This window comes from Staphylococcus lugdunensis, from assembly GCF_002901705.1.
Lineage (GTDB): Bacteria > Bacillota > Bacilli > Staphylococcales > Staphylococcaceae > Staphylococcus > Staphylococcus lugdunensis.
In genome coordinates this window covers 100,391-122,451 of the sequence record NZ_PPPV01000012.1, presented here as the reverse complement: position 1 = coordinate 122,451, position 22,061 = coordinate 100,391, and the positions used below count along the sequence as shown (strand labels likewise).

Annotated in this window: 19 protein-coding genes and 1 other annotated feature; of the genes, 2 read left to right on the top strand and 17 right to left on the bottom strand. The window is 33.5% G+C overall.

What is annotated here, in order from left to right; genetic code table 11:
* Nucleotides 1-3 precede the first annotated feature (3 nt).
* The 6 genes from murC to CD041_RS01335 all read right to left on the bottom strand — a co-directional run bounded on the left by murC (nt 4) and on the right by CD041_RS01335 (nt 7,692).
* The gene (murC, locus tag CD041_RS01360) at nt 4-1,317 is read right to left on the bottom strand and encodes a UDP-N-acetylmuramate--L-alanine ligase (protein ID WP_037545500.1); all 1,314 of its coding nucleotides are present in this window, start codon (nt 1,315-1,317) and stop codon (nt 4-6) included.
* A gap of 23 nt (nt 1,318-1,340) precedes the next feature.
* A complete protein-coding gene (locus CD041_RS01355) occupies nt 1,341-4,688 on the bottom strand; it encodes a DNA translocase FtsK (protein WP_070648728.1) in 3,348 nt (1,115 codons plus the stop codon).
* 21 nt (nt 4,689-4,709) lie between these two features.
* Nucleotides 4,710-5,306, bottom strand: a complete 597-nt coding sequence (gene ytpR, locus CD041_RS01350) for a YtpR family tRNA-binding protein (RefSeq protein ID WP_180991371.1) — start codon at nt 5,304-5,306, stop codon at nt 4,710-4,712.
* Nucleotides 5,307-5,331: 25 nt separating this feature from the next.
* Entirely contained in the window at nt 5,332-6,192 is an 861-nt protein-coding gene (locus tag CD041_RS01345; RefSeq protein WP_070648725.1) for a DUF1444 domain-containing protein, read from the bottom strand.
* Between the two features lie 94 nt (nt 6,193-6,286).
* Nucleotides 6,287-6,598, bottom strand: a complete 312-nt coding sequence (locus tag CD041_RS01340; protein WP_002458827.1) for a thioredoxin family protein — start codon at nt 6,596-6,598, stop codon at nt 6,287-6,289.
* A 14-nt stretch (nt 6,599-6,612) separates the two neighbouring features.
* Nucleotides 6,613-7,692 carry a M42 family metallopeptidase gene (locus tag CD041_RS01335; protein WP_080606552.1) on the bottom strand — a complete coding sequence of 360 codons (1,080 nt, stop codon included), beginning with the start codon at nt 7,690-7,692 and terminating at the stop codon, nt 6,613-6,615.
* An 87-nt stretch (nt 7,693-7,779) separates the two neighbouring features.
* On the opposite strand from CD041_RS01335, the gene CD041_RS01330 reads away from it, so the two are divergent.
* On the top strand, nt 7,780-8,100 hold the full coding sequence (locus CD041_RS01330; RefSeq protein WP_002458825.1) for a PepSY domain-containing protein: 321 nt from the start codon (nt 7,780-7,782) through the stop codon (nt 8,098-8,100).
* Nucleotides 8,101-8,157: 57 nt separating this feature from the next.
* Here CD041_RS01330 and CD041_RS01325 read toward each other — a convergent pair whose 3' ends face one another.
* The 8 genes from CD041_RS01325 to CD041_RS01290 form a co-directional block, all read right to left on the bottom strand.
* Entirely contained in the window at nt 8,158-8,979 is an 822-nt protein-coding gene (locus CD041_RS01325; protein ID WP_002458824.1) for a YtnP family quorum-quenching lactonase, read from the bottom strand.
* 370 nt (nt 8,980-9,349) lie between these two features.
* Nucleotides 9,350-9,994, bottom strand: a complete 645-nt coding sequence (gene trmB / locus CD041_RS01320; protein WP_002458823.1) for a tRNA (guanosine(46)-N7)-methyltransferase TrmB — start codon at nt 9,992-9,994, stop codon at nt 9,350-9,352.
* 68 nt (nt 9,995-10,062) lie between these two features.
* The gene (locus tag CD041_RS01315; RefSeq protein ID WP_002492623.1) at nt 10,063-10,854 is read right to left on the bottom strand and encodes a phosphotransferase family protein; all 792 of its coding nucleotides are present in this window, start codon (nt 10,852-10,854) and stop codon (nt 10,063-10,065) included.
* Between the two features lie 360 nt (nt 10,855-11,214).
* Nucleotides 11,215-12,060: a D-amino-acid transaminase gene (gene dat, locus CD041_RS01310; protein ID WP_002458821.1), complete on the bottom strand. Its 846-nt coding sequence runs from the start codon at nt 12,058-12,060 to the stop codon at nt 11,215-11,217.
* Nucleotides 12,061-12,062: 2 nt separating this feature from the next.
* Nucleotides 12,063-13,472, bottom strand: a complete 1,410-nt coding sequence (gene pepV / locus CD041_RS01305; protein WP_070648721.1) for a dipeptidase PepV — start codon at nt 13,470-13,472, stop codon at nt 12,063-12,065.
* A gap of 226 nt (nt 13,473-13,698) precedes the next feature.
* A complete protein-coding gene (locus tag CD041_RS01300) occupies nt 13,699-14,103 on the bottom strand; it encodes a YtxH domain-containing protein (RefSeq protein WP_002478014.1) in 405 nt (134 codons plus the stop codon).
* 24 nt (nt 14,104-14,127) lie between these two features.
* Nucleotides 14,128-14,817, bottom strand: a complete 690-nt coding sequence (locus CD041_RS01295; protein WP_037542878.1) for a pseudouridine synthase — start codon at nt 14,815-14,817, stop codon at nt 14,128-14,130.
* Nucleotides 14,817-16,463 carry a putative polysaccharide biosynthesis protein gene (locus tag CD041_RS01290; RefSeq protein ID WP_070648720.1) on the bottom strand — a complete coding sequence of 549 codons (1,647 nt, stop codon included), beginning with the start codon at nt 16,461-16,463 and terminating at the stop codon, nt 14,817-14,819. Before CD041_RS01290 ends, CD041_RS01295 begins: the two co-directional genes overlap by 1 nt.
* A 558-nt stretch (nt 16,464-17,021) precedes the next feature.
* On the opposite strand from CD041_RS01290, the gene CD041_RS01285 reads away from it, so the two are divergent.
* Nucleotides 17,022-18,281 (top strand): BaiN/RdsA family NAD(P)/FAD-dependent oxidoreductase, encoded by a 1,260-nt coding sequence (locus CD041_RS01285; protein WP_070648718.1) that lies wholly within the window; start codon nt 17,022-17,024, stop codon nt 18,279-18,281.
* A 118-nt stretch (nt 18,282-18,399) separates the two neighbouring features.
* Here CD041_RS01285 and CD041_RS01280 read toward each other — a convergent pair whose 3' ends face one another.
* The 3 genes from CD041_RS01280 to CD041_RS12250 all read right to left on the bottom strand — a co-directional run.
* Nucleotides 18,400-18,711, bottom strand: a complete 312-nt coding sequence (locus CD041_RS01280; protein WP_002458814.1) for a rhodanese-like domain-containing protein — start codon at nt 18,709-18,711, stop codon at nt 18,400-18,402.
* 18 nt (nt 18,712-18,729) lie between these two features.
* Nucleotides 18,730-21,144, bottom strand: coding sequence for a leucine--tRNA ligase (gene leuS / locus CD041_RS01275; protein ID WP_070648716.1), 2,415 nt, complete (start codon nt 21,142-21,144; stop codon nt 18,730-18,732).
* A gap of 51 nt (nt 21,145-21,195) precedes the next feature.
* Nucleotides 21,196-21,380: a binding site (T-box leader), on the bottom strand.
* An 85-nt stretch (nt 21,381-21,465) separates the two neighbouring features.
* On the bottom strand, nt 21,466-22,061 hold a 596-nt coding region (locus tag CD041_RS12250; protein ID WP_258027188.1), incomplete at its 5' end, for an MFS transporter.

Below are 22,061 nucleotides of genomic sequence, written 5' to 3'. Positions count from 1 at the left end.
ATATTAAAAATTATTTGTTATACCTAATTTGTGTTCGTATGCACGTTGTATTTTTTGTATATCACCAGCGCCCATAAATAAAATCACAGCATTATCAAATTGTTCTAATATGTCAATATTATTTTCGTCTATTAATGCAGATCCGTCAACACGTTTGATTAAATCTTGAATCGTTAAGTCTCCTGTGTTTTCTCGAATAGAACCAAAGATTTCACATAAAAAGACATGATCAGCCTTGCTTAAACTATCAGCAAACTCATTTAAAAATGCTTGTGTTCTAGAAAACGTATGCGGTTGAAAGACTGCAATGACTTCTTTATTTGGATATTTCTTTCTTGCTGTTTCTATTGTAGCACTAATCTCTCGTGGATGGTGTGCGTAATCATCAACTAATATTTGTTGATCATATTTAGTTTCATTAAACCGACGTTTGACACCACCAAATGTTTCAAGTGCTTCTTTAATATTTGCAACATCCATATCTTCTAAATAGCTAATTGTTATTACTGCAAGCGCATTTTGAATATTATGATTGCCATATTGTGGTGTTAAGAAGTGATCGTAATATTTGCCATTGATGTATACATCAAATTCAGTACCTTTATCAGTAATTTGAATATCATTGGCATATACGTCATCTTTATCACTTAAACCATAATAATATATTGGGATATCCACGTTAAGTTTACGTAAATGTTCATCGTCCCCCCAAGCTATAATTGCTTTTTTTACATTATTAGCCATCTCTTGAAATGCATCAAAAACATCTTCTACATCTTTAAAATAATCAGGATGATCAAAATCGATATTTGTCATAATAGCATAGTCAGGACGATAGCTTAAAAAATGTCGACGATACTCACATGCCTCAAAAGCAAAGTAGTCGCTTTGAGGTATTCCCAAACCTGTGCCATCTCCAATTAAAAATGATGTCTTTTTATCACCATTCATGACATGTGATAACAATCCAGTTGTTGATGTTTTCCCATGTGCGCCTGTAACAGCCACAGAGGTATATTGATCGATAATGTGACCAAGGAAATCATGATATTTAATAACGTCTAGTTTTAAATCATGCGCTCTAACAACCTCTTCATGAGTGTCTGGAAAAGCGTTTCCCTGTATGACTACCATACCCTCTTTTATATTTTCTGCACTAAAAGGTAATATTTTTATGCCTTTGTTTTTTAATGCTACTTCAGTAAATACATATTTTTCAATATCAGACCCTTGAACTTCATGTCCTAAGTCATGCATGATTTGCGCTAAAGAGCTCATGCCAGCGCCTTTTATACCAACAAAATGATAATGCGTCATATCACTTATACTCCTTTATTCATTTAATTATTTGTTATATCAGCTTCTGTTATCAATACATCTCTAGGTTTAGAACCATTTGCTCCTGTTATATAACCTAGTTGTTCTAATTGATCGATAATTCGTGCTGCACGATTATATCCAATTTGGAAATGTCGTTGAATTAATGACGTTGATATATGACCTTCTTTTATCATAAATTCACATACATCCTCAAATAATTCGTCTTGAGCTTGTGATTGATTTTTCTTTAATAGTTCCTTTTCCTCAAATAAATAATCTGGTTCGCGTTGATGCTTAATAAAATCTACAACACCATCAATTTCATCGTCAGATACAAATGTACCTTGGACTCGAATTGGCTTGTTCATTCCACTGCCGAGATATAGCATATCACCATATCCGAGTAAACGTTCTGCACCACCACTATCTATGATTGTTCGTGAATCAACGCTTGATGAAACCATAAAGGCAATACGCGTAGGTATGTTAGCTTTAATCAAACCAGTAATAACATTAACTGATGGTCTTTGTGTAGCAACTAGCATATGAATACCACATGCTCTCGCTTTTTGAGCAATTCTAGCAATAGACTGCTCTACTTCTTGTGGCGCTATCATCATTAAATCAGCAAGTTCATCTATAACTATGACAATTTTAGGAATACGTTGTTCATAAGATGCTTTTTTATTAAATGCAGTAATATTTCGAACGTGATATTGCGCAAATAATTTATAGCGTCGTTCCATTTCTTCAACAGCCCATTTCAGGCTTTGTGTAGCGGCCTTAACATCTGTAATTACTGGTGAAACTAAATGAGGTAAATCATTGTACGGTGCTAATTCTACCATTTTAGGGTCAATTAATAGTAACCGCAATTCTTCTGGATGGTTTTTATACAATAAAGACATTAATATGCTATTAATGCATACGGATTTACCTGAACCTGTTGCACCTGCAATTAAAGCATGTGGTGTTTTAGCGATATCCATAAGCAACGGTTCATTATTAATTCGATTACCCATTGCTACAGTTAATTTTGATTCAGAATGCTTAAAATGCTCAGTCTCTAATATTGATTTTAAGTTTACCTTCGTGGGGTTTTGATTTGGAACTTCAATACCAACTAGACTTGTACCAGGAATTGGCGCTTCGATACGTATATCTTTGGCTGCAAGTGCCATTTTGATATCATCTTGCAATGCAGTAATTCTTGATACCTTAACACCCTTTTCAACAGCCAATTCAAAGCGTGTTACACTTGGTCCAACTGTAACATTCTTCACTTCTGCTGGCACATTGAAATAATAGAATGCATCATTAAGCTCTTGCTTTTTGCTATCAATCCATGTTTCATCAATTTCTTGTGGTTGAGCATCATTTAAAATATCTAAATCCGGCAACTTAATGTTCGGGCCTCTTCGTATCATTGTCTGTTCAGGTTTTGCAGTTATATTATTGTTATCATTCTTAGATTGTTTTATTTCACCATCAGGTTGTGTCGCATTTACATTTGCCTGTATATTAGTGGAATCGTCTTCTAAATCTTCATTTTGTGGATATATATCTTGACTTAGTTCATCAGTGTTTCTTTCTATTACGTTATGATTACTTTCATGATTTTTAGCGACATTGTTTTTGTCTAATGTTTGTGATGTCTGTGGAGCTAACTCTGGCACATTAACTTGTTTTTCTCGTCTTTTGGCTTGTTGATCCATCATTCTTTTTCTATCAGATGGTGTCATAACGACGTTAAATGGTTTAGAACCTAGCTTAATATTGTTCTTATTTTGTGCTTTTACAGCATATGTTGTGTCATGATTATGCTCTTTTTTCGTTGCTGATTTTTTCTGTTGCAACTTAGTTGCGCTGTGTTGTGCACTTTGTTTTGAGTCGATGTCGTTATGCGACTCATGATTTCGATATGCATGACCTTGTTTAATTGTAGAACTTTCTCTATTATCACTGTTTGAACGCGTATTATTGTCATCAGCAGTTTTAGTCGAAATGTCAGCCTGCTCTATTTCATGATATTCTGCATCTGTAATGTCATTGTCTATCAAATGATCATCTTGATGTTTATCACTGTGTTGTTCTCTGTCTAACATATTTTTATGCTGTTCAGCTTCTAATGTTTCTTGGTCATCCGATTGCTGAATGTTATTTGAGCTTTTATCAGCAGAAACATCAGTAATGTCTGACACATTAACTTGATCATCTGTTAATTCTTGAATTTGTTGAATATCATCTAAAGCTATTTCCTCATAGTGATAATCTCTTTTTTCATCGTTGTTATCATTATGAGTATCTTCGGAAGTATGCTCAGCTTGCCGATTATTATCTTTTAACGATGTATCGTCATTAAGCGAACTTTCACCCGTATAACGTTCAGCTTGTTTGGCATACATAGCATCTATGGCTTTTTGTATGTCATCATCTTGATGTTGTTTCTGCTGACGTTTATCTTGCAATGCCTTTTTAAATCGACGTTTTTGTAACACTTTGCGTTCTCTTTCTTTACGTATTTCTTCAACAATCTGAGAAGCATAAATGTTTTCGATATTTATAGTATTATTTCGTGCGGGTTGGCGTTTTTTTATAATATCATCGCGATGCGTTGTCTCATCATTGTGTTGACTTTGTTGATTCGTATTTTCAGCCTGAGTTGACTGCACTGGTTGCTGTGTATCTCTTTTAACTTCAGTTTGTTGTTTATCGTTATTTCGGCTTTCATCATCACGCTTATCATGCTCAACATCAGGAATGATACCATTTTCAATTGGACGTCTTTTTTTTGTTCCAAAAATAGCTGAGGGAACTTCACTAGCTTTAAAACTATGTGCTTGATATGTAGGTTTCGCTTCATTTGCAGACGATTTGATCCGCTCAGATTGCAATTTAAAGCGTGGTTTAGTGCTTGAATAATGCGAATGCGGTGATGTTTGTTGTGTTGTATATGCTGATGCTTGTTTCTTTAATCTGGATTGACTATCTGCATGTGATTGTTCTTTGTGTCTGTCATCATGTGAAGATGTTGCGCGTTGCCCACTTCCTGTATAATTTCTATGTCTACGGCGGTGTGTATGTGCTTGACCAGTTGTGAAGTCAGATTGATATGTTTGTCGACGGCGATTATTGTTACGCTCATTAACGTTATCGGTTGATGAAATATCATCTTGAACTTCATTATCTGAAATATTCATAGGAAATCGAAATTTTCCTTTTGGTCTTTCGTAGATATCATTATTTTCAGGAAGTAATGAGTCTTCGCTATTTAATTGATGCTTTGAATGTTGACGACGCGTTTTACGAAAAAAGACATCACTATCTGAATGATTATTTTCGCCAAATAATTTATCGAACCAGCTCATATACTCACTACCTTCCTACTTTTATTCAAAAAATGCTTGTCTAATTTGGTAATTATCAGATAATACCAAGATGCCTTTCTCTTGTGGCGCATTCGGCAAGTTAAGTTCTTTCATTGAACATACCATACCGCTTGAATCAACACCTCGTAGTTGCGCATCTTTAATAACCATACCACTAGGCATAACAGCGCCAACTTTAGCAACAACAACTTTTTGCCCAGCTTCTACATTAGGTGCACCACAAACAATTTGCAATACTTCTGTTGCAACGTCAACAGATAAAATACTTAGCTTGTCTGCATTAGGATGCTTTTCTTTTGTTTTCACATAACCCACAACAAATTTTGGAGATAAATCAGCATCTAATTGATATGAATAACCAGCTTCTGAAATGACTTGTTGCAATTTGTTAAGTATTTCCTCTGTTAATTTAATATTACCCACGTCTTGAATATGAAAATAATGAGAAAAATTGAAAATATTAAAACCAACAACAGCGTTATCTTGTGTTAATTGAACAACATTTTCTTTGATTTCATAAGCAACGTCACCTTCAACAGGATTTATTTGTAGAAATGCCACATCTCCAACGCCTTTGGGATTGTAAAATAAATTCATCATTTAAAACTCCTCTATATCGCTTCTAGTATTCTTTATGATTAAACTTTTTTCTATTTGCTTCTAATCTCTGTATAACATTAGGATCTCTTTTTTGTTTGTTATTTTTACCTAAAATAAAAATCGGTTCTAAGTGACCTTTACTATATCCAAATGATAAGGAGGTAATAGGTACTAATCCTTTAGTGAAAAATTCCATCGTTAAATGAGCCATCACATCATAGCCAGTTTTATTTCTTATATCAGCAATGATAAGCACATCTTGATGTGGTACAGCTACAAGCATTTCACCTTCACACTGTTGTTCAAATTCATTAAGTAATTTTGTATTTAATATACGGCTAGCATCATAACCATCGTTTGAATTAATAAAATAAAATATATTACCTTTCACTTCGTCAGTGGAATAAGAACATTCAAGCTTACGCAAATTAAATAAAGACATTTCTTTTACTTGTTGTGTCGTTATATTCATTTGTTTTAGCATACTTTCATCAATTAAACGATAAGATTTGCCTAAGTCAACAGCGTAATAAACGTTTGTTTCAGCTGTATGTTTATCAATTACAAATGCACTTCCATCCTTAGTCTTTTTCTCAAAACTTGTGGAACGAATAACTGGCATGATATTTATATCAGAAATTTGGTCTAATCCTTGGTCCTGCATTTGTGAAATCACCTCTGTAACATAGTAGACAATTTCATCAATAATTTTATTTTGTTGCTCTTCATACTTAGCAACTATGGCATTTAATTTAATCGTAACGCCTTTATGATTATCATTTCTATAGATACGTAGAGTTTCTTCTTCACGATCAAACTTAAAATCAACGTCTAAATATTTTAATCGTTGCTTTAATTCGTCTCTCATCTTAAAGACGTTCATCTTTACACCTCAATTTCACACCATTTATTATTTTACAATAAATATAGCCTTAATTACAGAAAAATTAAGCGATGTTGACTGCTAAAATAATATTTTAACAATATTGTGCTAAAAATTCATCAATCTGGGCAATTGATTTGCGTTCTTTACCAATATATGAACCTAACATATCACCATCTTTAAACACTAAAAAACTTGGAATTCCCATAATATCGTATTTTACACATAAATCTATAAAACGATCTCTATCTACTGAGACAAATTGAAATTGTGGATACTTATGCTCTAAAATTGGCAAATCTGGTTCAATGATTTTACAATCTGGGCACCACCCCGCAGTAAACTCAAATACGACATTACTTTGCTTTAATTTATCAAATTGTTGTTCAGATTCAAGTTGGATCATAATTTAATTCTCCCTTAAATTTCATATTGTAATTCATTAATTTGATGACAATCTAAGTTAACCACAGCCTCCATTAAAAGCTGTCGTGCTGAAAAATAATCTCTAATATCAAACACAGCATCCGTACTATGAATATAGCGCGCACAAACACCTATGACCGCAGTAGGTATACCCTGATTCGCCTTATGTATTTCTCCCCCATCCGTACCACCAGGTGACATATAATATTGATAATTTATCTCTTTTTCATTCGCTAATTTCAATAGATAATCTCTAAAAATTGGTTTTAAGATCATTGTGCCGTCTTTAATTCGAATTAATGTCCCTTCACCTAATTCACCGGACAAACGTCCTTTGCCTTTTACATCATTAGCTGGTGAACAATCAACAACAAATGCAATATCTGGTTGAATCAATTCGGCAGATGCTCTTGCACCACGTAAACCTACTTCTTCTTGCACATTCGCACCAACATATAAATCCACATCTAATTCAACATCTTTTAATAATTCTAATATTTCAATAGCAAGGACACACCCATAGCGATTATCCCATGCTTTTCCACTAAATCGATATTCTGACAGACGTGATAATGTTGTTGCTGGCACTATAGAATCACCAATTTCAATACCGCGTTCACGGACTTCTTCAGCACTAGTTGCACCTATATCTAGTAGTAAATCATGTATTTTAGGTGCAGCTTCATTTCCAGTGCGGAAATGTTTAGGAATATTAGCTACAACCCCTAATATTTGATCACCTTGACGTGTTTTGATAGTTAGTCTTTGCCCTTGCCAAATATCATTGGCAACACCTCCAAGATTTGTAAAGTGCAGCAAACCATTATCTGTTATTTCAGTAATCATAAATCCTATTTCATCCATGTGTGCAGCAATCATTACTTTTTTAGCATTGGCTGTACTAGACTTTTTCACTCCAAAAAATCCGCCTAATTTATTCTCTACAAAATGACTAATATAAGGTGTCATTTCAGCTTTCATATAGGCTTTAACATCATTTTCGAATCCTGGTGCACCATGCAACTCAGTTAGCGTTTTTATGCGTTGCAATGTACGATTTTGTTCAATCTCCACAAGAATCACGCTCCTTGATAGTTATTATATCATGTTAAATATGGTAAACTAAATTTATGAACTATTGATTTTGAGGTGCATTTTAACATGAAAGACATAAATAAAAAAATTTTAATTTCGCTAATTGTCCTTTTCACACTAATGTTAGTTACCCTACCTGTTCTTTTCTTAATATTAACACGTCAAAAACTCAAGCATCCTAATCAAGTGTTAAATGAGGTTAAGTCTTATTTTAGAAATGTTAAAGGTTCCTACATATTAGAAACACCATTAGTTGACGACGCAAGTTACCCTGGGCGAATTATATATCAAGGTGGTATCACCCAAGTTAAACATAATGAATTTACACAATATGAATTCTATGTCGATGCCAAAAATGGTGAAGTGTTAAACATCGTTGAACTTTAATCTACATCAAAAGTGGAAATACGCTAACTTTATAGTTATGTCGTATTTCCACTTTTGTCATCGTTCTATTCTATCAATTATTGTTTGTGGATTTGATTGAAATTTGCAAGCAAAATATTGATGGTCATGATAATATAAAAACCAATAGTTATGATAAATAAAATAAGGAATGAGTCTTTCTTTCGCTCTAATTGATTCCATAGGATAATCATCATATGCGGACACCCACAGTGGATTTAAATGAGCATGAGTTGGAAAAATATCTGACATATGCACTGCGCTTTCACCATTGCTCTTTATTGTTACAATAGATAGGCCATTGCTATGACCTCCAACATGATGCATTTCAATACCTGGGAGCACTTCAATAGTATCTTCAAATAAAATAACATTCTGATCGTAGTCCCCCTGATTCTTCTTCCAATATGTCGCTTTACTTCGCAAGTTAGGACTAAGAAATTCATGCCACTCATCTTGCTGTATAATATGCATCGCATTTTTAAATATGGCATTGCCATCACAATCTGATAATCCAGCTGCATGATCAAAATGCATGTGGGTCATTAATACATAATCAATTTCATCCGTAGTTAAATGAAACTGCGATAAAGCCTTTTCAATATTGCTTTCATAATCAACGCCATAATTTTTAATTTGTTTTTTTGTTAACTTGGCATTGCCTAATCCTGCATCGATAATGATATTTTTTTCTCCAGTCTGAATAAGTATAGGATATGTAACAAGTGGAACTTGGTTATTATTATTAACACTATACTTTTTAGACCATAACGGTTTAGGTACTACACCAAATATAGCTCCACCATCCATTTTAGTTATACCGCCATTTAGCTGATTAATCATAAATTCGCCTAATTTCATATATTTCTCTCCTTTAATATGAAAAGCTGATTTATTTTTGTATACCCTATTTAGGTAACTTTATGTTCATGAAAGAAACTTGCTATACAAGGTCGACTTACTGTGCTTGGTGAAATGCTTTTCGCATTTCTCTTTGTTGGGGCCCCACCCCCAACTTGCTTTGTCTGTTGGCTTTCTTTTTGAAAGCCTATTTGTTGGGGCCCCTGTCTTCACTTGTCTTGTACTCCAAAGTGTCTTGCTAAAATACGTCTCATTGATATGTAATTTTACATCAACATATTTAAAAAAGGCAGTTTCTATATTATTTCAATAGAAATTGCCTTTTTTATTTGTCCAACAACTTTATGTCACAGACTCATCATCATTTACTTTATAAATCTTGATGGAATTTAGCTTCCATGCGATATATACGAGATCCTTTATCTGCAAATTTCTGTTCATATTCTGTAAGAACATTATCTTCATTATCTTCTTCATGCAAGTTCAAATTTATTTTAGTAAAGTACATGCCAAACGTTGACATGCTTTCTAAACTATATGCAAATAATCCACGATTATCTGTCTTAAAATGAATTTCTCCATCTTTAACTAAAATTTGTCTATATAGTGCTAGAAATGTTTTATATGTTAGTCGCCTCTTTGCATGACGATTTTTAGGCCATGGATCTGAAAAATTTAAATATATACGAGACACTTCATGAGATTTAAAATAATCGGTTAATTCTATGGCATCGTTACATATCATTTTGACATTTGTTAGTCCTAAATCTTTCACTTTATCTAGTACTTTGTACATCACACTTTTTTCTCGTTCCATAGAAACGAAATTAATTTCAGGATGTTGTGAAGCTATGGTAGTTATAAATTTCCCCATGCCAGAACCAATTTCGATATAGATGGGTTGTTCTTTGTCAAACCATTCTGATATATATCCCGCATGTCTACCATCCATATCAACTAAATCTGGATGCTCTTTTAAATAATCTTCTGCCCATGGTTTATATCGAACTCTCATGCTTATCCTCCTTATATAAAAAATTGAGACTGTAAGTAGCTACATTTCTGCAACTACTTATCAGCCTATTAAATAAATAAATTACTATTCATAACTTCATTAAGAAACTTCAACCAAGTATTCATATCTTTAAAACGCTTCTGTTCTTCATACCATTGCACCATGCCGATGGATTGTATGACCGTATACCATTTCATGCGTTTATTTAAATCAAGACTTTCTTGTTCACCATAAATTTTGAACCATTGAGACCATTTTCTTTCGGGAACGTAGTTGTAAAGCAACATACCAATATCAATCGCAGGATCTGCAATCATTGCACCTTCCCAATCCACTAGAAAAAGTTCATCCCTATCTGATAATAACCAATTATTATGGTTAACATCTCCATGTACGACTGTAAAAAAGCGAGCATCTAAATTTGGAATATGTTCTTCTAAATAAATAAGCGCTTTTCTCACAATATGATGGCTTAATACTTCCCTGGATAAAGAGGCGTTAATTTTGTTCAACATGATTGCTGGTGTAATTGGTTCCATTTCCATGCGTTTCAACATCGTTAGCAAGGGTTTTGAGCTATGTATTTTTTTCATTAGCTGAGCTACTCTCGTCTGTGCCATTTCAATAGGCTCTAACTCTCTGCCGTTTTTCCAATGCTGAGCTGTAACGACTTCTCCTGTCTCAATACGTTTTGTCCAAACAAGTTTTGGGACAATTCCTTCAGCTGATAAAGCTGCGATAAATGGATTTGAATTTCGTTTTAAGAAAAGCTTTTGTCCGTCTTGTTCTGCCATATAAGCTTCGCCTGAAGCACCACCTGCAGAATCAAGTGTCCACCCTAATTGATAAAACTGCTCCAACACGTTCACCTCACTTCCAATTAGAAAATGGCTCTAGAAAGAAGTTTCAAGAGCCATATATTCTAATTTATACCAGTCGTATACTTCTAAAATACGCTGGTCATAATATAATCACTAGTAGTGTGTTTTATTATATTTTTTAAAATATTGTCCCGATATTTTAATTAAATTTACCATTTAGTTTTGTTATCACTCAAAGTAAATTTTATAATTTTTAGCCTCATTTTTCAACTGAAAATGAGAAAATAAAAGTCACATTTTACTAGTCATTTATACGTCCAAAAGTTAACTTTTGCTTAGGTCTTATTATAACACATTCATCTTAAATAAGTAGTTGTAATTTCATCTTTTCACAATTTATTAAATACTTTTTTCTTGAATGTATTTGTCGAAACCTTCTTGCAACTGACGTGTTATAGGTCCTACTTTACCATCATTAACCGCTTCACCATCTAATTTAATAATTGGCATAACTTCTGCTGATGTACTAGAAATAATCACTTCATCTGCATGTTTTAAGAAATCAACATCAAATGTTTCTTCAATAAATTGAATATTATAATCATCTGCAATCCATTTAATCACTCTGCGGGTAATACCATTTAAAATGTAATTATTAACCGGATGTGTATATATTTTGCCATCTTTAATCGCATACACATTACTTGATGCACCTTCTGTAACAGTGTCTCCGCGATGCTGAATCGCCTCTGTAGCATTATATTTAACCGCATATTCTTTTGCCAATACGTTACCTAGTAAGTTTAGACTTTTAATGTCACATCTTAACCAACGTATATCTTCAACTGTGACTGCACTAACGCCATTCTGTAATTCTTCATATGGGCGATCGTAACTTTTAGCAAATGCTGTAATAACCGGCTTAACTTCTGGTGTTGGAAATGAATGATTACGTGGTGACACACCACGTGTTGCTTGAATATAAATACCACCAGTTTCTATTTGATTTTCTTTTAGTAACTGGCGTGTTATGTCAATAAGTTCTTCTTTAGTTTTGCCTAAATCTAAACCTATTTCATCTGCACTGCGTAAAAATCTATCAAAATGTTCTTCGACTGTAAATAATTTACCTTTATATGCTCTTATATATTCATAAATACCGTCACCAAAAACATAACCACGATCTTCATAAGATACTTTAGCCTCAGATTGATCTACAAATTTTCCATTTAAATATACCTTCATATTTATCCCTCCACACACAATGAATATATCGCTTCTAAGTAAATGCTTGTTGCGTCAAATAGTTGTTTTTTCGTAATATATTCATTCTTTTGATGCATTAAATCTTCAGAATCACTGAACATTGCCCCAAATGCAACACCTTTATCTAAATTGCGCGCGTATGTACCGCCACCAATTGTATAAGGTTCTGATAAATCGCCAGTTTGATTGCGGTAGGCAGTTACAAGCTTTTGAACAAACGGATCATTTTTATCTACAAAATGTGGTTGCTGTACCTTTCCTAAATCTACGTCAAATCCAAGTGATTTAATTTCATCTTCAAAGCGGTGAATTGCTTCTTCAAATTCAAATCCTAATGGATAACGTAGATTAACACCAAAACGCCCTGCATGTTCATTATCATATTCAATAATTCCTACATTGGTTGTTACATCACCCATAATATCAGTGTGGAATTTCATTCCCATTTTTTCACCAAAATGAGATTCAAATAAATAACGATTACTAAAGTCTACAAAATCTTTTGCTGTTTTGTTTAAGTTCAATGAGCCTAAAAAATGTAATAAATGTAAACCAGCATTCACGCCTAATGATGGATCCATACCATGAACTGCTTTACCATTAACAGTTAATTGTAAAACGCCACTATCAACTGTGCTATCACCCGTTAGTTTATGTTCTTGTAGATAATGTTCAAAGTGTTGAATTACATCTGTCATATTTTCTTTAACAAATACCTTTGCTTCTGCAAAATCAGGTACCATATTATAACGTTGGCCTGATTTAAATGATAACAATTCATAATCAGGTTCATCTTGATCATCTGATTTCAATTGCTGTACTAAATCAAACGTTGTGATACCCTTTTCACCATGGATAGCAGGAAATTCAGCATCAGGTGCAAAACCAAGTGTTGGCATTTCTTCTGATTGGAAATATCTTTCAGTACACTTCCAATCAGACTCTTCATCTGTACCAATAATCATATGAATACGTTTTTTCCAATCAACATTCATATCATTTAAAATCTTAATAGCATAATAAGCTGCAATCGTAGGTCCTTTATCATCGAGTGTTCCTCTTGCTATAATGGCATCATCAGTCACAACAGGTTTAAATGGATCTGAATTCCAGCCATCTCCAGCAGGTACAACATCAACGTGACATAATATCCCCAATACATCATCGCCTTTTCCTGCTTCAATTCTTCCAGCGATATGGTCAACATCATGCGTAGCAAAACCATCTCTTTGAGCAATTTCATACATGTAATCTAATGCTTTTCTAGGTCCTGGGCCAACTGGTGCGTCCTCAGATGCTAGACTATCATCACGAACACTTTCAATTGAAAGCAGGCCGTTTAAGTCATCTATTATTTTACTTTCATATTCTTGAACCTTTTCTTTCCACATTTAGATCAACTTCCTTTTTTAATTTATATTTTCTATTCTACATAATTTATGCTATAAATTACAGTCAGATCTAAGAAGAATTACAAAATGTTCAGACAATTAGAGATTTTGGCAGTTCATTATTTAATTTTTGGCTTATTAAATGAATCATTATTTCACTAATAAAACAGAAAAATACACATCCAGCAATGCCGAATGTGTATTTTTCTATTTTAATGATACACTTTTATTTGTTTCGATTATTTTTTAAATCTTCTTCTGTCACTACACGTAAATTATTTGATGCTGATCCACCTTCATCATCAAATTTCACTTCTTCAAGTTCCTTTTGATTATCTTTTTTAGAAGTTAATTTAGATTTTTGTTCTTGAATAAAGCCTTTTGGATCATTTTTTATTTTATTCATGTATGCTTGTGGATTGTTCTTTACATCTTGAATTTTGTTTGTTGCTCTAGATCCAAGGTCATTTGCGATTTCTTTTGCATTTTCCTTGTAGCTTTCTGGATCTTCTTTGTATTTATTGTATTCTACCTTTAATTTGTCACGGTTTTCTTTTCTAGACAATATCACAGCTGCTGCCGCTGTTCCTAAACCTAGTATTACTCTGAAAAAACCTGCTTTTTTAGCCATGTAAAACACCTTCTCTTTCGAATATTATTTTAATTGCTCGATATCGGTTTGCGTTAATACACGATATTGACCCTCGTCCAACTCTTCATCTAAACGTAGGTTAGCAATTTGTATGCGTTTCAATTCTAATACCTCATTTTCAATGCTATGAAACATTCTTTTTATTTGATGATATCTTCCTTCATATATAGTAACCTTTGAGTGGTAGTCATCAATTATGGTTAGTTCAGCTGGTTTTGTCAAACCATCAGACAACATCACACCTTGTTTAAACATATACTGATTATCTTTAGTCACTGGATACTTAGAAGTTACTAAATATGTCTTAGCTACATGCTTGTTGGGGTTCATCAAATTGTGGCTAAATTGACCATCGTTAGTGATGAGTAATAAGCCCTCAGTATCTTTATCTAACCGGCCTACTGGAAATAGATCTAAATATTTATAGTCTTTTATTAAATCAATGACTGTTGCCTGTTTAGGGTCTTCGGTGGCTGAAATATAGCCTTTAGGTTTATTCAACATCAAATATACCGTTTCAACATAATCTATTTGATGACCATGAATTTGAACAACATCATGATGTGGATTGATTTGAGTTTTAGCAGATTTTTCTACTTTTCCATTAACCGTCACATTCCCCTTTTTTAAGGATTGCTTTACTTCTGTACGCGTACCTTGACCCATATGTGCTAAAAATTTATCTAGTCTCATCATCTTAAAAACCCGATTCTATTACGTACTTTTTGAGCTACATCACCTAAAAATTCATCAGCTAATTTTGTTTTAATTGTTGCAAAGCCGTAAATCATTGCGCCTATTAAAACACAGACTAAGAGAATGATTAGTGCATAGAGTTTACGCTCAACAGGTAAGAATTGTGTCAATAATAAATATGTTAACTCAACGCCAATCATCATGATAAAGCCATAAATAAATATTTTAGCAAAGTGAATAAACGTTTCGGTAAATTCAAATTTTGCATAAACCTTTAAAATAACAAAGTTTGCAATATTAGCAGCTAGTAATGCTATTGCGGTACTCAATACTGCGCCAACTGTATGGAATGCCATAATTAAAGGAATATTGAGTAATAATTTTAAAATAACTGAGCCTAAAATAACAAACACAGTTAATTTCTGTTTATCGATGCCTTGCAACATTGATGCTGTTACACTTAATAATGAAATTAATATTGCTACAGGTGCATACCAGAATAAAATAAATTGACCATCGGGATTATATTGGTAGAACACTGTATAAAGCGGTGATGCTAATGCCATAATTCCTAAACTTGCTGGAACAGTAATAAACATTAATACACCTAATGACGTTCTTATTTGACGATGCATTTCAATTAAACGTCCTTCAGCATAAGTTTTCGTAATATATGGAATTAAACTCACTGCAAACCCAGCAGCTAATGATGTTGGAATCATTACAATTTTATTGGTTGTGAAATTCAAAATAGAGAAAAAGTATCCTTGTTTTTCAAAAAAACCTACTAAATCAAGCGCATTATTATGCGTAAACATATCAACTAAATTATATAAAGAAAAGTTAAGACTTACTATAACAAATGGAATACTGTATGAAATAATCTCTTTATACATTTGAGTATAAGTCACATTCATTCCTGTTTGGTCAGAAGCCACCATTTTATCAATATGTGGTTTCCTTTTACGCCAGTAATACCACAATGTTAATATACCTGCGATTGCACCAACTGCTGCAGCAATCGTCGCTATACCATTGGCTATTAAAATTGCACCATGAAATACATGAAGTACTAAATAACTTCCAACTAATATAAAGATAATACGAGCAACTTGTTCATTTACTTCAGACACTGCTGTAGGCCCCATAGATTGATATCCCTGGAATACACCTCTCCACGTAGCTAATAAAGGAATAAAGATAACAACAACACTAATCACTCTAATGATCCAAGTAATATTAGCTACAGACCACTCACTAGCGCTTACTTCTTTACCAAGCGTTAATGTAGCTATTTCAGGAGCAAGTGCAAATAGTAATAAAAATCCAATGATTCCGGTTATAAACATAACGACAAAACTAGATTTGTAAAGCTTTTGTCCAATTTTATATGCACCTAAAGCATTGTATTTGGCTACATATTTTGATGCAGCTAATGGTACACCAGCTGTAGCAACAGCAATGGCAATATTATATGGTGTATATGCATAGTTAAATGGAATCAAATTTGTTTCAGCATCGCCACCACCAGCGCCCATGATTGCATAAAAAGGAATTACAAATAACACACCAAGTATCTTTGTAATTAAAATACTGATTGTTATTAGAAAGGTACCACGTACCATTTCTTTATTCTCACTCATAATTATCTTCCTACCTTTAGTTTAAACTCTTCTTAAAAAGCTTAAATAATAATCAAGACTTACATTATTATAAAATATATCATAAATCGCACAACGTTTCCCAACAACTTTGTAAAATTTTGCGCAGATTTTATTTAATTATAGTAACTATAGATGCTCTTGTATTAGTTACACATTTATGCAAATCTTAAAATAATTAATTTTAAAATATGTTATTAACCAATCCTTGATTATATGAATAACGCATCAAAAAATAAATTTTATGGAGTCAGGGACATCATTATGTTTTGGACTATAAACTAAATATTGGCAGTAGTTGACTGGATTGAAAATACGCTTATACTAAGCTTTTTTCAATCCTAGTCAACCTTGCCGGGGCGGTACTACGAATTCATGATAAATTCTGTCCCGCTCTCAATTTTTTCAGCTTGTTTGAATGTGAATTGACAACGTACACTTAATAATGTCATAAGCAATTGGGACATTGCAAATAATAATGTAGCCATATAGTGTAAGTGTCGTATACAATAGCAGTAGTAACTATTGGAGGATTCAACTATGTATCAAACAATTATAATAGGAGGCGGTCCAAGTGGCTTAATGGCTGCAGTTGCAGCAAGCCAATCAGGACAACGTGTATTATTAATAGAAAAGAAAAAAGGTTTAGGACGCAAGTTGAAGATTTCAGGTGGTGGACGCTGTAATGTCACAAATCGCTTACCTTATGAAGAAATAATTAAAAATATTCCAGGTAACGGAAAATTTTTATACAGTCCATTTTCAACATTTGATAATGAATCTATTATTCAATTCTTTGAATCCCGAGCTGTTAAACTAAAAGAAGAAGATCATGGCCGCATGTTTCCCGTCTCAAACAAAGCCCAAGATGTTGTAAATGCTTTAGTTCAAACGATTCATTCTCAGCATGTCGATATAATTGAAGAAACACCTGTAACTCGTATTGAAAAATCAACAAATGATAGTTTTATCGTACATACCCAATCTAAAAGTTATAATGGCAAAACATTAGTGATTGCAACTGGTGGGACTAGTGTGCCACAAACCGGTTCAACTGGAGATGGCTATCGTTTTGCACAAGCAATGGGACATACGATTACCGAATTATTCCCCACGGAAGTACCTATCACATCAAACGAGTCTTTTATTAAAGAACAACGCTTAAAAGGTCTAAGCCTTAAAGATGTTTGTTTATCAGTACATAAGAAAAACGGCAAAATACGTATTAGTCATAAAATGGACATGATTTTCACCCACTTTGGGATAAGCGGCCCCGCTGCATTAAGATGTAGCCAATTTATTTACAAAGAACAGAAACAGCAAAAAACGCAACAAATAACAATGTCTTTAGATGTATTTCCAGATTTAAATAAAGACAAATTAAGTCAAAAAATTAATAAGCTTATTCAATCACAGCCAAATAAAATTATAAAAAATAGTTTACATGGTTTAATTGAAGAACGTTACTTAATATTTGCGTTAGAACGTGCAAACATTAATGATGACATGACAGGACATCACTTTTCAAATCAGCAATTGCAACAACTTGTTGAAATATTTAAAGGATTTAAATTTAAAGTTAACGGCACATTACCTATAGATAAAGCATTTGTAACTGGCGGCGGTGTTTCCTTAAAAGAAATTTGGCCTAAAACAATGATGTCTAAACTTGAACCAGGTTTATTTTTGTGTGGAGAAGTCTTAGATATTCACGGTTATACTGGTGGTTATAATATTACTAGCGCCCTTGTGACTGGACATGTCGCAGGCCTCAATGCCGGAAGTTATTTATACCATTAATTTTAAGCTAGCATTTTTTAAATCGTGTTTAGACTTGGCTTTAAAAAATAAACACCCATTTAGTAACGGTAGCTAAATGGGTGTTTATTAAATCTATTAAAATTCATTTACTTAAAAATTAAATACGTTTTATTTCTAATCCTTCATTGCCCCAAGCTTTCATACCGCCTTCTACATTGACTGCATGAATATCTTGTTTTTCTAAATATCGAGCTACTTTTTCACTTCGAACACCTGCAGCACAAATAATATAGTAAGTATCATTTGTATTAAAATAATCAATATTTGATTCAATTTTATCCATAGGAATCGTTTCTGCACCAGGTATGATACCCATAGATGTTTCCTCATCTGTACGAACATCAACAATATTAACTGGATTAGATTCTAATACTTTATTTTTCAAATCTTCAACAGTTATTGAATCCATTATTCAACACTCCTTTAGTTATTTTGCTACAATATTTACTAGTTTTTGAGGGACTGCTATTACTTTCTTAATTTCTTTACCATCTATAGCCATTTTAACATTTTCATTTTCTAATGCTAATTCTTGCATTTCTTCTTTGGACAGCTCTTTAGGTATGGTTAGTTTTGCACGCACTTTACCATTTACTTGAACGACAATTTCAACTTCACTATCAACCAACAGTGTTTCATTATAAGTTGGCCATGGCTGATAAGTAATCGTTTCATCATGTCCTAATTTTTGCCATAATTCTTCACCTATGTGTGGCGCAATAGGCGCAAGCATCTTCACAAAGCCTTCCGCATATGGTTGATAAATTTCATCTACTTTATAACATTCATTAATAAAGACCATCAACTGACTGATAGCAGTATTAAAATTCAATGTATCAAAGTCTTCTGTCACTTTTTTAACCGTTTGATTATATACTTTATCTAATGATTTATTATTTGATTCAACAAATTTTTGAGATAGGCTATCATCCTCATTGATAAATAAACGCCAAACTCGGTCTAAGAAACGTCTTGAGCCATCTAAACCATTCTCACTCCAGGCAATAGCAGCATCCAAAGGCCCCATAAACATTTCATAAAGTCGTAAAGTGTCAGCACCATGAGAATTTACAATATCATCTGGGTTAACAACATTACCTTTGGATTTACTCATTTTCTCATTGCCTTCACCTAAAATCATACCTTGGTTAAATAATTTTTGGAATGGCTCTTTTGTTGGAACTACACCTAAATCATATAAGACTTTATGCCAGAATCGAGCATACAACAAATGAAGTACTGCGTGCTCAACGCCACCGATGTATAAATCAACTGGTAACCAATGCTTTAATTTTTCTGGATCTGCTAACATTTGCTCATTATGAGGATCAATATAACGTAAGTAATACCAACAGCTGCCAGCCCATTGTGGCATTGTGTTCGTTTCACGACGACCTCTCATTCCCGTTTCTTCATCTACAACGTTAACAAAATCATCTATATTAGCTAATGGTGATTCACCAGTTCCAGACGGTTTAATCTCATCAGTTTCTGGTAATAATAGTGGTAATTCTTCTTCTGGTACCGTCGTCATTGTTCCATCTTCCCAATGAATGATTGGTATTGGTTCACCCCAATAACGCTGTCTACTAAATAACCAGTCACGCAACTTATAGTTAACTTTTTTCTCACCGGCACCTTTTGCTTCTAATAACTCAATTGCTTTAGCAATAGCCTGTTCATTATTTAAACCATCTAAGTCACCAGAGTTAACGTGCTCTCCTGCACCAGTATAAGCCTCTTTTTGAACATCTCCACCAGCAATAACTTCTATAATCGGCAAATTAAATTTAACCGCAAATTCGTGGTCGCGTTCATCATGAGCAGGCACTGCCATAACAGCTCCAGTACCATAACTAGATAATACATAATCAGCAATCCAAATCGGTAATTTTTCACCAGATAAAGGATTAATCGCATATGCGCCAGTAAAAACACCAGATTTATCTTTTGCCAAATCTGTACGCTCAAGGTCAGATTTTTTAGATGCAGCTTCTTGATATTTCTTAACTTCTTCAAATTTTTCAGTCGTTGTAATTTTTTCCACAAGCGCATGCTCTGGACTTAATACTAAGAAAGTCGTACCAAAAATCGTATCTGGACGCGTAGTGAAGACGTCTATTATGTCATTCTCTCCTTCAACTTTGAAAGAAACACGTGCCCCTTCTGAGCGACCAATCCAATTACGCTGCATATCTTTTATCGATTCAGGCCAATCTAAGTCATCCAAATCTTCTAGTAGTCGATCGGCATATTCTGTGATCTTGAGTACCCATTGTTTCATAGGTCTACGGTATACAGGATGGCCTCCTCGTTCAGAAACACCATCAACAACCTCTTCATTAGATAAAACCGTGCCAAGTGCTGGACACCAGTTTACCGCTACTTCATCAACATAAGCTAACCCCTTATTATAAAGTTGGATAAAAATCCATTGTGTCCATTTATAATATTCAGGATCTGTTGTATTAACTTCTCTATCCCAATCATAACTAAATCCTAATTCTTGAATTTGACGTTTAAAAGTTTGAATATTTTGTTTCGTAAATGCTCGTGGATCGTTTCCAGTATCAAGTGCATATTGTTCTGCAGGTAAGCCAAACGCATCCCAGCCCATTGGATGTAAGACGTTATAGCCTTGCATACGTTTATAGCGTGAAATAATATCCGTAGCAGTATATCCTTCTGGATGTCCTACGTGTAAACCAGCACCTGATGGATAAGGAAACATATCTAAGGCATAAAATTTCTTTTGTCCCAAGTTATCACTTGTCTTAAATGTTTGATTATCTAGCCAGAAACATTGCCATTTTTTTTCGATTATTTTGTGATTGTAATTCACTTTTTTTCCTCCTACTTAATAAAAAAACACCTCATACTATTATAAATAAAGTATAGGGACGACAATTATGCCGCGGTACCACCCTAGTTCACATATATGTGCACTTAATTAAATAGTAAGAGATGTATATTACATTAAATAACGGTAAGTTCACTTAATACTTAACGCTAGTTTACACCACCACTAGCTCTCTGTTGAAAAATATTTAAGTTACTACTCCAATACACTTTAATATTATTGGATAATGCAACTGATTGCAAGTGCAAGTTATTACATAACTGAACAATTAATATAGAAGCCTAGCTCAGTCAATTAACATGGTTATATTGTTTTATCCTTAGGCATATTTTTATCAAAAACAGCTAAAAAACACAATGCTATACTTAATAACACAATCATGCCAATAAACATGGTACTCATATTAAAGGCATCGACTAAAATACCACCTATAAGTGGCCCAAATGCTTTACCGACCGTAGAAGCTGAATTAACAAACCCCTGATACTGTCCTTGTTTACCATCAGGCGCTAAAAAATTCGCGATAGTTGGGACAGCAGGCCAAACGAACATTTCGCCAAATGTTAATATAATCATACCAATGAGAAAGACACTAAATTGTTCAGCAAAACTAGTCACTAAAAACGACACCATAAAAATAATAATACCTACAATCATTTGTTTTTTTATATTTCCTTTGAGTATACGAATTACCGGACTTATCAAAGGCTGTGCAACTAAAATCATAATACCATTCACTGTCCACAATATACTATATTGCGACATTGAGATATCGATGTCTTGTGTAAATGAAGCAATCGTACTTTCCCATTGTATATATGCAATCCAACAAATACTAAACATAATACATAAAAGGATTAATGCTTTAAATCTGCGTTTTTGGTCTTTATTTTCCAACT

Excerpts from the sequence above, each read along its gene's own strand:
- murC (WP_037545500.1), bottom strand. The coding sequence starts at position 1,317 with ATGACGCATTATCATTTTGTTGGTATAAAAGGCGCTGGCATGAGCTCT.
- CD041_RS01355 (WP_070648728.1), bottom strand. The coding sequence starts at position 4,688 with ATGAGCTGGTTCGATAAATTATTTGGCGAAAATAATCATTCAGATAGT.
- ytpR (WP_180991371.1), bottom strand. The coding sequence starts at position 5,306 with ATGAATTTATTTTACAATCCCAAAGGCGTTGGAGATGTGGCATTTCTA.
- CD041_RS01345 (WP_070648725.1), bottom strand. The coding sequence starts at position 6,192 with ATGAACGTCTTTAAGATGAGAGACGAATTAAAGCAACGATTAAAATAT.
- CD041_RS01340 (WP_002458827.1), bottom strand. The coding sequence starts at position 6,598 with ATGATCCAACTTGAATCTGAACAACAATTTGATAAATTAAAGCAAAGT.
- CD041_RS01330 (WP_002458825.1), top strand. The coding sequence starts at position 7,780 with ATGAAAGACATAAATAAAAAAATTTTAATTTCGCTAATTGTCCTTTTC.
- CD041_RS01325 (WP_002458824.1), bottom strand. The coding sequence starts at position 8,979 with ATGAAATTAGGCGAATTTATGATTAATCAGCTAAATGGCGGTATAACT.
- trmB (WP_002458823.1), bottom strand. The coding sequence starts at position 9,994 with ATGAGAGTTCGATATAAACCATGGGCAGAAGATTATTTAAAAGAGCAT.
- dat (WP_002458821.1), bottom strand. The coding sequence starts at position 12,060 with ATGAAGGTATATTTAAATGGAAAATTTGTAGATCAATCTGAGGCTAAA.
- pepV (WP_070648721.1), bottom strand. The coding sequence starts at position 13,472 with ATGTGGAAAGAAAAGGTTCAAGAATATGAAAGTAAAATAATAGATGAC.
- CD041_RS01300 (WP_002478014.1), bottom strand. The coding sequence starts at position 14,103 with ATGGCTAAAAAAGCAGGTTTTTTCAGAGTAATACTAGGTTTAGGAACA.
- CD041_RS01295 (WP_037542878.1), bottom strand. The coding sequence starts at position 14,817 with ATGAGACTAGATAAATTTTTAGCACATATGGGTCAAGGTACGCGTACA.
- CD041_RS01290 (WP_070648720.1), bottom strand. The coding sequence starts at position 16,463 with ATGAGTGAGAATAAAGAAATGGTACGTGGTACCTTTCTAATAACAATC.
- CD041_RS01285 (WP_070648718.1), top strand. The coding sequence starts at position 17,022 with ATGTATCAAACAATTATAATAGGAGGCGGTCCAAGTGGCTTAATGGCT.
- CD041_RS01280 (WP_002458814.1), bottom strand. The coding sequence starts at position 18,711 with ATGGATTCAATAACTGTTGAAGATTTGAAAAATAAAGTATTAGAATCT.